We start from the raw sequence: 12651 nt of genomic DNA, 5'->3' as shown, positions 1-12651 counted from the left end.
TGGCGTACTTCGCCGTTGATCTCCAGCGACAGGTTGAGCGCAGCCAGGTCACCGACTTCACCGGCATGCACGATCTCGCTGATCGGCGCGGAGGCATCGAAGCCCTTGGCCGAATCCCACGGGTGGCCCTTTTCCTTGGCGGCGGCCTGCAGGTCGCGGCGGGTCAGGTCCAGGCCCACGGCATAGCCATAGACCAGTGCCTCGGCATCGCCCACGGCCAGCTCGCCGGCGGGCGCGTCACGGCCGATCGCCACCACCAGTTCCACTTCGTGGTGCAGGTTGCGGGTGGCAGGCGGGTAGGGGATCACATCATCGTGGCCGACCACGATGGCGTCGGCCGGCTTGGTGAAGAACATCGGGCGGCCGCGATCGTCTGCTGCAGGCACGGCAGCACCCATCTCACGCGCATGGTCGGCGAAGTTGCGGCCGACGCAGTAGATGCGGTGCACGGGAAAACTGCCGCCACCCACGACCGGTACACGCGGCGTGGCTGCAGCAGGGATCACATCGGAGACATCGGACATGCGGGCATCCAGGAAGGGAGTGCCCGCAGTCTAGAACGCAGCAAGGCCCGCCGTCAGCGGGCAGCGTCGATCAGCGCGAGGCCGGCAGTGCCGACTTGCGCACTACGTGGTACTCGCCCTCGACCACGTTCGGGTCGGCCGGGCGGCTCGGGCCGGGCTTGCGCGAAGCCAGCAGCTTCCACGCCAGGCCCACCAGGATCATGGCCGCACCGACGAATACGCCGATGAACACCATCGCGGCCAGGATCGCCAGGCCGAGCAGGCCCACGGCAACGCGCACCAGCGGATGGCGCGGCTTGCGCGGGGCAAACAGGGTGCGGAACTGGTTGAAGGCGAAATCGCGATTGAACATGGTGGCTCGATAGGCTGGAAATCAGCGAGCCATGAGTATCGGCAGCTGCCACTGTCATTGAGTGAAAAACTCGTTAAATATAGCCTTGGCTTATTACGGATCAATGACTTGTGTTCATGTCGCAGCTAGTCACATGACCAGGCATGCGACAATGCGCGATTCCGTCCGAGCCTTCGCCATGACTGCCGCTGTCGCCCTGATCACCCTTGATGCCATTGCCGATGGCGCGTTTGCCGAGGTTGAAGCGGTGGTCGATGGCGATGCCGAGTCGCTGCTGCTGTACCGCGACGGTGAACAGGTGCGCGCGTTCCTGAACATCTGCCCGCACGCGGGCCGCCGCCTGGACTGGGCACCCGGCCAGTTCCTGAAGAGCCGCGAAGGCCACCTGGTCTGCGCCGCCCACGGCGCCTCGTTCGCGCTGGACAGCGGCGACTGCATCGCCGGCCCCTGCAAGGGCGACCGCCTGCGTGCAGTGCCGGTGGACGTGCGCGACGGGCAGGTCTACCTGGCCTGATGCATCGGTGTGCGGACCAACGGTCCGCACCCACCAAGCCAACAGTCCGCACCCAACAGATCAACAGTTATCCAGAGATTCATCCACGCATGGCGTGGATTTACCGCAGATTGCAGCGATCTGTCGAAGGCGGGGTGGGGCCGGTTGCGGGGGCGTGAGCGCCATGGATGGCGCGACCGAGCTTACATGGATGTACTTGCAGCGCCCCCCGCAACCGGGCCCACCCCGCCATCCCACGGAATGCAGGCTGTTGTTGTTGTCGTTGCCTCTGCGGGTGCAGGGCGCAGCCCTGCAGAGAAGACCGCTCAGAACATCAGGTTGATCATCACCACCACCACGCAGGTGTAGATCAGCGACAGCGGGCCGCCAACCCGCCACATCTCGCGCGGAGTGTAGTTGGCCGGGCCGGTGATCATCGAAATCACCGGGTTCGACGCCGTCATCAGGTTGTTGGACGCCGACAGCGCCACGATCAGCGCAAACGCGGTCGGGTTGCCTCCTGCCGCCAGCGCCAGGTTCACCGCGATCGGCACCATCACGATGGTCGCCCCCACATGGCTGATCACCAGCGAAAACACCGTGGTCAGCAGCGCCAGCGCCAGTTCCAGCACCCAGACCGGAATGCCGGTGGGCAGCTTGTCGATGGTATGGCCGGCCACCCACGCCGCGGCGCCGCTGGAATCCATCGCCCAGCCGAGCGGAATCAGCCCGGCCATCATGAACACCGTCTTCCAGTTGATCGAGGCATAGGCCTCGTCCATGCGCAGCACACCGGTCAACAGCATGCCGGCCACGCCGGTCATCAGCGTCAGCGCCACCGGCAGCTTGCTGGTCAGCGCGATCAGGATGGTCAGGGCGAAGATCGCCATGGCGATCTTGAACTTGTGCGGGCGCTGCTCGCCGGTGGGGTAGTCGGTAACCACCACGAAGTCGCGGCTCTTGGCGGCCTGCGCCAGGTCGGTCCAGATGCTGTGGAAGACCAGCATGTCGCCGGCGCGCAGCTGCACATCGCGCACATCTTCGCGGATCACCTGCTTGTCGCGGTTGATCGCCAGCAGGCTGATACCGCGTTCCTTGCGCAGGCGCAGGTCGGCCGCGCTCTTGCCGATCACGTTCGACGTCGGCGGCACCACCGCTTCGGAAATGCCGGCGCGGCTGGGATTGAACAGGTCGCCCAGGTGTTTCAGGCGCGAGGACATGCGCAGGAACTGGTTCTGCGCGAAATCGTGGATCTGTTCGCGCGGGCCCATCGCCCCCAGCACGCTGCCCACCCAGATGCGCATTTCCGCTGGCGGCGCCAAGCGGGTGTCGTTGCCGGTCTTCAGCGCCAGCAGCAGCGGTGAATCGTGCAGGTTCTCCGCTTCGCCCAAGGTCATGCCGACCAGCGGACTCTCGGCGGTGACCACCAGCTCGAACACATCGCCTTCGATGCCGTAGGTCTTGGCGAAGTAGCTCTCGGTGCGGGCCGGCGTGGTGCCGTCGTTGACCAGGCTTTCCTCTTCCACCAGCTTGCGGTCGCCGTAGTAGCGGAAATACAGCAGCGAGGCGATCAGCAGGGCGATGCCGATCGGCAGCGGCGCGAACATGCGCAGCGGCTCGATGGTGGCCAGGCCGGAGGGCAGGTTGTTGTTGGCCGAGGCCAGCAGATCGTTCAGCAGGATCAGCGGCGAGTTGCCGACCATGGTCAGCGCGCCGCCCATCACGATCGCCGCCGAGATCGGCAGCAGCAGGCGCTGCATGGTCAGCCCGGTGCGCGCGGCCAGGCGCGAGGCGACCGGCAGGTACAGCGCCATCACCGATGGGTTCTGCATGAAGGACGAGTTCAGGCCGGCGATGGCCGTGGTCATCATCAGCAGCCGCTGCTCGACACCATGCCCGCGCCGCAGCAGCCAGGCCGCGAGGCGGTTCAGCGCACCGGTGCGGTCCAGGCCCGCGCCGAGGATGGTGGTGGCGATGATGCTCATCACCGCGTTGCCGGAAAAACCGCCGAAGATCTCCTCCGGCGCGATCAGGCCGGTCACGCCCAGCACCACCAGCACCACCAACGCGACCACGTCGGCGCGGATGCGCTCGAACAGGAACATCGCCATTGTGAAGCCGACCAGCCCGAGTACGAGCTTCATGTCAGTGGTCAGCGTCAGCGCGGTATCCATGTGGGGCGCGGCGTCCTCAGGCGTTCATCAGGTGCGGTCGTACAACAGGTCCCAGACACCATGGCCGAGCTTCTGGCCGCGGGTCTCGAAGTGGGTCTGCGGGCGCCAGTCCGGACGCGGCACGCTGCCACGCGGGCCGGCACGATTGACCAGGCCGGGGGTGGCATCCAGCACGTCCCACATCTGCTCGGCGTAATCTTCCCAGTCGGTGGCGCAGTGCAGACGGCCACCGGAGCGCAGTTTGCGCACCAGCAGCTCGGCAAAGCCCGGCTGGATCAGGCGACGCTTGTTGTGGCGCTTCTTGTGCCACGGGTCGGGGAAATAGATGCGCACTTCGTCCAGCGCGCCATCGGCGATTTCCTTTTCCAGCACTTCCACCGCGTCGTGGTGGTACAGGCGCACGTGGTCGGCGTTGTCGTCGGCCAGCGCGTTCAGCAGGCGGCCGACGCCGGGCGCGTGCACTTCCAGGCCGATGTAGTCGCGGCTCGGGTCGTGCTGTGCGGCAAAGCGCAGCGCGGCGCCGTTGCCGAAGCCGATTTCCAGCACCTTGCGCGCATCGCGGTCGAAGGTGGCATCCAGATCACGCGGTTCACCGCTGAAATCCAGGCCGAAACGCGGCCAGCGCTCGTCGAACGCGCGCTGCTGGGCCGGGGTGAAACGACCCTGGCGCAGCACGAAGCTGCGCACTTCACGGCGGCCTTCGTTGACCGTGAACGGCTTGGGCGGCGCCTTCGAACCGGCGCTGTCGAATGGATTGGTCATCAGCCGATCAACCCATCGATCGGCGAGGACGCACTGGCGTAGCGCTTGCGCGGAATGCGGCCGGCCAGGAACGCCTCGCGGCCTGCTTCAACGGCCTTGCGCATCGCGCTGGCCATCAGCACCGGATGGCGCGCACCGGCGATGGCGGTGTTCATCAGCACGCCGTCGCAGCCCAGCTCCATCGCGATCGCCGCGTCCGAAGCAGTGCCCACGCCGGCGTCGACGATGATCGGCACCTTGGCGTCTTCGATGATCTGCAGCAGGTTGTACTTGTTCTGGATGCCCAGGCCCGAGCCGATGGGCGCGGCCAGCGGCATCACCGCAGCGCAGCCGATCTCTTCCAGGCGCTTGGCCAGGATCGGGTCGTCGGAGGTATAGACCATCACCTCGAAACCGTCCTTGACCAGCTGTTCTGCGGCCTTGAGGGTCTGCACCACATCCGGGTACAGCGACTTCTGGTCGCCCAGCACTTCCAGCTTGGTCAGGTTGTGGCCGTCCAGCAGTTCGCGGGCCAGGCGGCAGGTGCGCACGGCATCCTCAGCGGTGTAGCAGCCGGCGGTGTTGGGCAGGATGGTGTAACGGTCCGGCGGCAGCACGTCGAGCAGGTTCGGTTCGCCCGGGTTCTGCCCGATGTTGGTGCGGCGGATGGCCACGGTGACGATCCGGGCGCCTGCGGCCTCGGTGGCCAGGCGGGTTTCTTCCAGATCCTTGAACTTGCCGGTGCCGGTGAGCAGCCGCGAGCTGTAGGTCTTGCCGGCGATCACCAGCGAATCGGGGGAGACATGAGCGTTCATGGCGCGATTATCGCTTATCCGCCTGAAGATGGGGTCGTCGTGTCGACCCCGCCGGAGACGTCAGCGCGGGTAGCGCCGGGCCATGCCCGGCGAGCGCAGGGCACGGGCCTTGCTTCAACCACCGCCAAGCGCATGCACGATCTCAACCACATCACCCTCGGCCAGCACATGCTCGGCATGACGGCTGCGGCTGACGATCTCGCCGTTGACCTCCACCGCCACCCGGCGTTGCAGCAGCTGCTCGGCCGCGAGCAGGTCCAGGAGGGTCGCCGAAGCGGGCAGGGTGCGGGGTTCGCCATTGAGCTGGATGTTCATGCGGCCATTGTCGCTGATCGCCGGTTCGCATCGGAACCGTTGCAAGTTGCGCGCTACGCCCGCACCGGCAAAGCCCACCAGGCCTGGCTCGGGCGACAATCCATGCGGCGGCGCAGCGTGAGCAATTGGCGGCGCAGTGAAACCATTCACCGTGCGCCGGCGTACGTGCGTCGGAACCTCAACGATATCCCCACAGGAGTTTTTACATGCTGCTCAGCAAACGCCCGATCCGCTCCCTCATGGCGGCCGCGATCGCGCTGGCCGCGCTGCCGGCCATGGCAGGCGAATCCCCCTACAGCCACGCGGTCTTCTTCGGCGACAGCCTGACCGACGCCGGCTACTTCCGTCCGCTGCTGCCGGCCGACGTGCGCCCGGTCACTGGCCAGTTCACCACCAACCCGGGCTGGGTGTGGTCGCAGCAGGTGGCCAACTACTACGGCCTCAATGGCGCTGCCAACGGCAACGGCCAGAACGGCGACAACTACGCTGTCGGCGGTGCCCGTGTCGGCGTCGACGTGGCCAGTGCCCTGGGCACCATCCCATCGTTGAAGAGCCAGACGGCCCGCTACCTGGCCGCCAACGGCGGCAAGGCTGACGCCAATGCCCTGTACACGGTCTGGGGCGGTGCCAACGACCTGTTCGCCGCAGCGCGTGCACCGGCCCAGGCGCAGGCCATCATCGGCGCGGCCGTCACCGACCAGGTGGCCCTGGTGGGCGCCCTCAAGCAGGCCGGTGCCGAGTACGTGCTCGTCCCCAACCTGCCCGACGTCGGCATTGCCCCGCAGTTCCGTTCGCTGGGCCCGGCCGGCGCCGCGCAGGCCACCGCGCTGGCGGCCGGCTACAACAAGGCCCTGTATGGCGGCCTGAAGCAGGCCGGCATCGAGTTCATCCCGCTCGACACCTTCACCGTGCTGCGTGAAGTGGCGGCCAACCCGGGCATGTACGGTTTCCGCAACGTCACCGACACCGGTTGCAGGATCAACCCCGCCGATACCACCACCAGCATCCTCACCTGCAACCCGACCAGCTACGTCAGCCCGGATGCGGCCACCGCCTACCTGTTCGCCGACGGCGTGCACCCGACCACCGCCGGCCATGCGCTGCTGGGCCAGTACGCGGTGTCGATCCTCGAAGGTCCGCGCCTGCAGCAGGTGCTGAGCCATTCGGCACAGACCATCGGCCGCTCGCGTGCCGACCAGGTCAGCCTGCACCAGGCGGGTCGCCCGGCTGACGGTCTGTCGTGGTGGGGCGGCGTGCGCGGCGACATGCAGCGCTACGACCACGCCGATCTGTACGACGGTCTGGCCCCGGCCGGCCTGTTCGGTATCGACTGGGCACGTGACGGCATGGTCTTCGGCGGCTTCGCCGGCTTTGGCCGTCTGAATGCCGACTTCGGCAACAGCCGTGGCGACTTCACCCAGAAGGACACGACCGCAGGTCTGTTCGCTGGCTGGTACGGCGACCGCATCTGGGTCAATGGCCAGGTCAGCTACACCTGGTTGTCCTATGACGTGAACCGCAAGGTCCAGCTCGGCCCGGCAACCCGTGAGCACAGCGGCTCGCCGGACGGCAGCAATCTGACCGCCGCCCTGAACGCCGGTTACGAGTTCGGCACCGAAGGCGGCTTCCGCCACGGCCCGATCGCCTCGGTGATCTGGCAGCAGGTCAAGATCGACGGTTACACCGAAAGCGCCGATGCCGGCACCCTCGCCACCGCGCTGGGTTACGGCAAGCAGGATGTCGATTCCACCGTGGGCCGTATCGGTTGGCAGGCCCGCTTCGACGGCGGCACCGTCAAGCCGTACGTGCAGGTGACCTACGACCACGAGTTCGAAGACACCGAGCAGGCCAGCGCCTGGGTGCAGAGCCTGCCGGACGTGGGCATGTACCGCGTGCCGGGCATGGACTTCGACAAGAACTATGCGACCGCCATCCTGGGCGCGCGCATGGAACTGTTCGGCCTGCAGAGCAACATCGGCCTGAGCGCCACCACTCTGCAGAAGCGTGCGCAGGACGCGACGCTGTTTGCCAGCTTCAGCGGCAGCTTCTGATGCGCACGACGGCAGGCCTGCGGGCCTGCCGTCTACTCAAGGGGCAGGCTGCAAGGGCCTGCCCGTTGCGTTTGAACACGTGCCCCGCATAGACTTGTCGGACAACGCGGGCGTAGCTCAATGGTAGAGCTGTAGCTTCCCAAGCTACTGACGAGGGTTCGATTCCCTTCGCCCGCTCCATGCCTCCCAAAGGTCCGCGGCTTTTCCAGCCGCTCCGCGATATCCGGACCGCTCCGCAATTCAATGCGTTGAAGTGGCTTTGGAACGTCTTTTCTTCTGCACGTGGATCCCGGTCGTGGTGACCGGTGAATGCCCCAGCCGGGCCGGCACCTCGCGAATGTCGATTGCCAAACAGGCCCTGTCTGCGCCGTCATGGCGTGGAGATCGCGAAACTGGAAATCCCCTTCGCTCCCCCTTCGGCCTTCCGGTTCTTGTCGAGCCGATAGTTCAGTTGTTGCTTGGTTTGGAGATGCTAAAAGATCGTTAGCTAGAGGTTTTCATCATCCGTTGTCCGGAGCGCGAATGATCGCTGCACTTTTGCCACTCAGGCGATGCCTTGATTTTTCAGGGCGATCCAACCGGACAGAATTCTGGTCGTTCTTTCTGCTTGCTGCTCTCGTCGCGGCGCTCAGCTATAGCTTGGACAATGCCGGATACTGGCTGATCGGTACCGATCTACACAGCTGGGAACTGTCCTCGCGTCTCGGGGATGCGGGACGGGTGGTAGCGTTGGTTGCACTCATGCTTTTCCCTCTGCCAATGCTCGCGCTGACCGTCCGAAGACTGCACGACATTGATGAGTCTGGATGGTTCGTTGTGATTGCGTTGGTTCCTTTAGGGGTGTTCGTTCTGTTTCCGGTGATGCTTCTCCCCGGCAGCGAGGAAGAGAATAGATTTGGTTGACCACCATGGACCCTGCCGCTTCGATTGGGCGGGTTGGGATTGGATTCCCATCGCACCTTCCATGCTGACAGCCCGGATGGGATGACCCTGAGGCCGCCCGTGGGCGGCCTTCTCCGTGCTCAGTCCTCGTTCTGCACGTATTCCAGCTCTTCCCGCAACGCATTGAGGTTGAGCATCAGCAGCTTCGAGGCCAGGCGGATGTCGCGACGGTCATAGCGCGCCTGCGATTCGTGGTCGCGGGCAACCAGGCCGGCGCCTGGCATCAGGTGCAGGCGCTGCGCGCGGCGGACCAGGCAATCCAGCCCGAACACACGTGACAGCATGCGGCCGAGGATCACCCGTCCGGCCTGGCCCAGGTTGTCGGTGTCGATGCAATCGAGCTGCCGCACCTGCGCTGCCGCGTGGCGGGTGTGGGGGCTCTCGCGCAGTACCTCGCCCAGGCCCGACAGGCCACCGATGTGCATCTCGCGCAGCGCGATGTCGGCCAGATGCTGGCAGAGAAGGTCGTTGGTGCCGTCGAACAGGGTATAGACCCGGGCATCCAGCAGGGCGTTGGCTGCGATGTTGTCCGCGCCGGTGCGATAGCCCTCGCCACCGCACAGCTGCTGGTAGTCGATAGCCGATTCCAGCATCAGTTCCGATGACAGCACCTTGGTCGCCAGCGATGCGAACATGCTGCCAGCGATGTCGTGGCGGTAGTCTTCTTCCAGTAGCAGGTGATGGTAGAGCGCGTTGCAGATCACGTAGTGGTTGCGTATGCGCGACACCTTGTAGCGCACATAGTCGATGTCGTACAGGCAACCCTTGCCGATCTGCCGCCCCTTGGTCTGCGCCAGTGCCTCGCGGTACAGCCTGCGCAGGAAGCCGCTGGACATCGCCGCCTTGCTGAAGCGGGAGGCGCACAGAATCTCGGCGGTATCGCCCAGGCCGCTGCGACGCTTGTCCAGCCGCCGCTGCGCCGGCACCAGAATGTCGATGTCGTTGAGGCCATACCCCAGGTTCTTCAGGCCCAGGCTGTCGTATACCTCGGTGGTCACGAAGCCACCTTCCGAACGTCGATGGACGAAGTAGCCGAATTCCTTGCCGGCGTACTGCCGCGCGCATACGATCCACCAGTCGGCCTGCGCGCTGAATGCCTGCCAGTGTTTGCTGCCACGCACGTGATAACCGGCATCGGTTTCCTCGTAGGTGGTCTTCATCCGCGCCAGGCTCGAACCGAATTCCGGCTCGGTGAAGGCGATGCCGCCGATCACCGGATTTTCCTGGAAGTCGTCGAAGACTTCTTCCTGCAGTGCCGGTGATCCGGACAGTGCCACATTGCGCAGGAACAGCACGGTGACGATCATCGTGTACATGCCCAAGGGCAGGTTGTACTCGGAAACGATCTCGATCACCTCGCACATCTCGCGATGGCTGTGCCGGCCCGCGTGCGTAGCCGGAATCGCCGGCAGGCAGATGCCCTGGTCCATCAGTTCGGTCCAGCGCTCCTTCGGCAGTGGCTGTTGCGGCAGCACGCGGCTGTCGAACGCCGGCAGCGCATCCTGGATCTGCCGGAGGAAGGTCTCGGTATCGCGGTGTGTCCTGGTCAGCATGGTTCCCTCATTGCCAATGACTGTGCGTACGCTTCGGTGAAGAAGATCGACAGTGCGTGGCGGCGTGCGCTGTCGATCTCCCGTGTGGTGTTGGCGGCGTAGTCGAAGTGCACCATCACGCAGCGGCCGCTGGCGACCAGCTGCCCGTATTGCAGCGCGCTCTGCACGATCGACAGCGACGATCGGCCGATCGCATCGATACGGGTCTCGATCTCAACGTCGTGGCTGGCCCGGATCTGCTTGAGAAAGTCGATCTCGTAGCGGCGCAGGATCAGGCTCAGGTCGCGCATGTTCTCGCTCTGGCTGAACTGCAGGAAGATCGGCAGCCGCCCGTGCTCGAACCACACCGGCAGCGCGGTGTTGGTCACGTGGCCGAGTACGTCGACTTCTGAAAAGCGGGGCGAGATGGAAGTGCGCATGGATGGCCTCGAAGGGGGAAGGAATGTGGGCGCTAGTCCGCGTACCGCGGAGCGCGTGCCGCCCACGGCAGCAGGACAGCGGCCAGATGCAGCGCGGCGCTGAGCCAGAGCGCGCCATCAAGGCCGATGCGATCGGCGATCGCGCCGGCGGCGACCGGACCGATCGCCTGACCTGCAGCGAAGGCCAGATTGAACAGCGCCATCGCGCGACCGATGCGTGCTGCGGGCAGGTTCTGCCGGACCAGCACCGCGATCGCAGCCGCGGCGATGAACGCACTGGATCCGAACACGGCCGCTGAAACGAAAAGGCTGGCGGTGCCGCCCAGCAGCGGCGCCAGCGTACCCAGCAGCGAAATCGCGCAGCACAGCGACAGCGTGTAGGCACCGGGCCACTGTCCGAGTGCGCGACGCCACAGCAGGCCCGAACCGAGGATGGCGACGCCCAGCACGCTCCACACCGCCACACCCGACTGCCAGGACAGGCCGTGTTCGCGCAACCAGGCGAAGATGAAAGTGAGGTAGATGATGTAGCCGCCGGCCCAGCAGAAGTACGCGGCCAGGCAGACGCCGAGGTGCCGTAGTGGCAGTGGTCCGCTGCGATCTTCCTCGGCCGTGGCTGCCGCTTCCTGCACCTGGCCGGCCAGCCGCAATGGCCACAGCGAGGCGAGCAGTCCCACCGCACCCAGTGCCAGCCACGCCTGCGGCCATGCCGAAGGGCCACGCAGTGCCAGCAGCGGCGCCACTGCCAGTCCGGCCGCGACGATGCCGATGCCTGCACCACCAAAGAACAGCCCGGTGGCCGCACCGCGCCGTGCCGGTGCGTGGCGGTAATGCAGAAGCACCAGGGTACTGCCGCACGCCGACACCCAGGCCGCGCCGATACCGTTCAGCGCGCGCTGGCTGCTCAGCCATGGCAGCGCCCCGCTGGCGCCGGTTGCGGCCAGGGTGAACAGGCACAGGCCCAGCCCCACCTGGAACAGGCGGCGCGCGCTGACCCGGTGCAGCAGGGCATAGGCTGAGGCGGCCCCCAGCACATAGCCCAGTGCATTGGCGGTGTTGAGCCAGCCGGCCTGCGCGTAACTCCAGTGCAGGTCCTCGCGCATGGCCGGCAGCAGCAGCGCGTAGGCGAAGCGGCCGAGGCCGTTGGCCACCGCCATCGACAGGCACAGGGCGAAGGCGGGCCACAGCGAGGGCAGCGCGCTGCGCGCTGAGGCCAGGACAGTGGCATGTGGCCCTGAATGCATGTTGCTGGCGTCTCCTGATCAGTGCGTCACCCATTAGAACGGTCTTGGCCTAGACTGCGAGGTGTCCTGATTGACAAAAAAGAATCCGGAATGGACACGCCCGAATTCGTCATCGCCGTCCTCGACGGCACCCTTGCAGCCAGCGTCGGCGCGACCCTGGACGTGCTTGACTTCGCCAACCGCTCGGCCGAGCGGCTGGGCCGACCGGCATTGCGTTGGCGGGTTGTCGGCAGCCGCCGCCATCTGCGCCTCAGCAACGGCATGACCCTGCGCGCGGATCCGCTGTCGAGCATCGGAGACGGTGATCCTGGTGTGCTGGTGATTCCCAGCCTCGGCCTGGACGGCATGCTCGACGTCAACGGACACGAGCCCTGCGGATTGGACGCGCGCTACACAGATGGCATCGCCCTGCGTCGCCTGGCGATGGTCGATGCGCAGCAGTTGGCACGGCTCGCCCGGCAGTTCCACGAGCGCGGTGGACGTACGTGCGCCAGTTGTTCGGGCGTGCTGGTGCTGGGCGAGGCCGGGTTGCTGGACGGACGTCGCATCACCAGCCACTGGGCGTTGTCCAGCCTGCTGCGTCGTCGCTTCCCGCGCGCGCGGCTGGACCCGGCCTGCATGGTGGTCGAGGACGGACGCCTCACCACCGCCGGCGCAGCGATGGCGCAGATGGACCTGATGCTGCATCTGGTACGGCAGTACGCGGGCCGCGAAGTGGCCGAAGCGGTCATGCGTTTCCTGCTGGTCGACAGCCGCAGCACGCAGGCGCGCTACATGGCGTGGCAGGGTGCCGACCATGACGATGACACCGTGCGCCGTTTCGAATCGTTGATCGAAACCAGTCTGCCGCATCCGCTGGGCATGGAAGAGGCCGCGCAACGCCTGCATCTGACCACCCGCACGCTGGCGCGACGGGTACATCGGGTCACCGGCAGTTCGCCGCGGGTGTTGGTGCAGGCGGTGCGCATGCGCATGGCGCAGCGCCTGCTGGAGATGACCGACCTGTCCATCGATGACGTTGCCGAACG

The 12651-nt window shown here is 66.0% G+C and carries 13 protein-coding genes and 1 tRNA gene; 5 read left to right on the top strand and 9 right to left on the bottom strand.

What is annotated here, in order from left to right:
- Both DBR20_RS06650 and DBR20_RS06645 read right to left on the bottom strand, forming a co-directional pair.
- A partial coding sequence (locus tag DBR20_RS06650; RefSeq protein ID WP_108265637.1) for a fumarylacetoacetate hydrolase family protein occupies nt 1-524 on the bottom strand: 524 nt, incomplete at its 3' end.
- Nucleotides 525-594: 70 nt separating this feature from the next.
- Entirely contained in the window at nt 595-876 is a 282-nt protein-coding gene (locus DBR20_RS06645) for a hypothetical protein (RefSeq protein WP_089236615.1), read from the bottom strand.
- 178 nt (nt 877-1054) lie between these two features.
- Between DBR20_RS06645 and DBR20_RS06640 the strand changes: the two genes are divergently transcribed.
- Nucleotides 1055-1390, top strand: a complete 336-nt coding sequence (locus tag DBR20_RS06640) for a Rieske (2Fe-2S) protein (protein ID WP_049469607.1) — start codon at nt 1055-1057, stop codon at nt 1388-1390.
- Nucleotides 1391-1695: 305 nt separating this feature from the next.
- Here DBR20_RS06640 and DBR20_RS06635 read toward each other — a convergent pair whose 3' ends face one another.
- The 4 genes from DBR20_RS06635 to thiS all read right to left on the bottom strand — a co-directional run bounded on the left by DBR20_RS06635 (nt 1696) and on the right by thiS (nt 5414).
- Nucleotides 1696-3543, bottom strand: coding sequence for an SLC13 family permease (locus DBR20_RS06635; RefSeq protein WP_100460182.1), 1848 nt, complete (start codon nt 3541-3543; stop codon nt 1696-1698).
- A 27-nt stretch (nt 3544-3570) separates the two neighbouring features.
- Nucleotides 3571-4305: a tRNA (guanosine(46)-N7)-methyltransferase TrmB gene (gene trmB, locus DBR20_RS06630; RefSeq protein ID WP_108265622.1), complete on the bottom strand. Its 735-nt coding sequence runs from the start codon at nt 4303-4305 to the stop codon at nt 3571-3573.
- On the bottom strand, nt 4305-5099 hold the full coding sequence (locus tag DBR20_RS06625; RefSeq protein ID WP_089236612.1) for a thiazole synthase: 795 nt from the start codon (nt 5097-5099) through the stop codon (nt 4305-4307). Before DBR20_RS06625 ends, trmB begins: the two co-directional genes overlap by 1 nt.
- A 114-nt stretch (nt 5100-5213) precedes the next feature.
- Nucleotides 5214-5414, bottom strand: a complete 201-nt coding sequence (gene thiS / locus DBR20_RS06620; RefSeq protein WP_025874279.1) for a sulfur carrier protein ThiS — start codon at nt 5412-5414, stop codon at nt 5214-5216.
- 206 nt (nt 5415-5620) lie between these two features.
- On the opposite strand from thiS, the gene DBR20_RS06615 reads away from it, so the two are divergent.
- The 3 genes from DBR20_RS06615 (at nt 5621) to DBR20_RS06605 (ending at nt 8368) form a co-directional block, all read left to right on the top strand.
- On the top strand, nt 5621-7465 hold the full coding sequence (locus DBR20_RS06615; RefSeq protein WP_108265621.1) for an autotransporter domain-containing protein: 1845 nt from the start codon (nt 5621-5623) through the stop codon (nt 7463-7465).
- 106 nt (nt 7466-7571) lie between these two features.
- Nucleotides 7572-7645: transfer RNA gene (locus DBR20_RS06610), tRNA-Gly, on the top strand.
- 342 nt (nt 7646-7987) lie between these two features.
- Nucleotides 7988-8368: a DUF805 domain-containing protein gene (locus tag DBR20_RS06605; RefSeq protein WP_108265620.1), complete on the top strand. Its 381-nt coding sequence runs from the start codon at nt 7988-7990 to the stop codon at nt 8366-8368.
- A 119-nt stretch (nt 8369-8487) separates the two neighbouring features.
- Here the strand turns inward: DBR20_RS06605 and DBR20_RS06600 are convergent, their stop codons facing one another.
- Genes DBR20_RS06600 through DBR20_RS06590 form a run of 3 tightly spaced genes read right to left on the bottom strand, consistent with a single transcriptional unit; the run spans nt 8488 to nt 11623 of the window.
- On the bottom strand, nt 8488-9960 hold the full coding sequence (locus tag DBR20_RS06600; protein WP_108265619.1) for an acyl-CoA dehydrogenase family protein: 1473 nt from the start codon (nt 9958-9960) through the stop codon (nt 8488-8490).
- Entirely contained in the window at nt 9954-10379 is a 426-nt protein-coding gene (locus tag DBR20_RS06595) for an acyl-CoA thioesterase (RefSeq protein WP_108265618.1), read from the bottom strand. Before DBR20_RS06595 ends, DBR20_RS06600 begins: the two co-directional genes overlap by 7 nt.
- A gap of 32 nt (nt 10380-10411) precedes the next feature.
- The gene (locus DBR20_RS06590; RefSeq protein WP_108265617.1) at nt 10412-11623 is read right to left on the bottom strand and encodes a YbfB/YjiJ family MFS transporter; all 1212 of its coding nucleotides are present in this window, start codon (nt 11621-11623) and stop codon (nt 10412-10414) included.
- Between the two features lie 90 nt (nt 11624-11713).
- On the opposite strand from DBR20_RS06590, the gene DBR20_RS06585 reads away from it, so the two are divergent.
- Nucleotides 11714-12651, top strand: a 938-nt coding sequence (locus tag DBR20_RS06585; RefSeq protein ID WP_219927795.1) for a DJ-1/PfpI family protein, incomplete at its 3' end; no start/stop codon positions are given.

It is taken from the genome of Stenotrophomonas sp. HMWF023 (assembly GCF_003060985.1).
In the GTDB taxonomy this organism is placed as follows: Bacteria; Pseudomonadota; Gammaproteobacteria; order Xanthomonadales; family Xanthomonadaceae; genus Stenotrophomonas; species Stenotrophomonas lactitubi.
The sequence above is the reverse complement of the archived record's forward strand: the minus strand, read 5'-3'. Positions and strand labels throughout refer to the sequence as shown.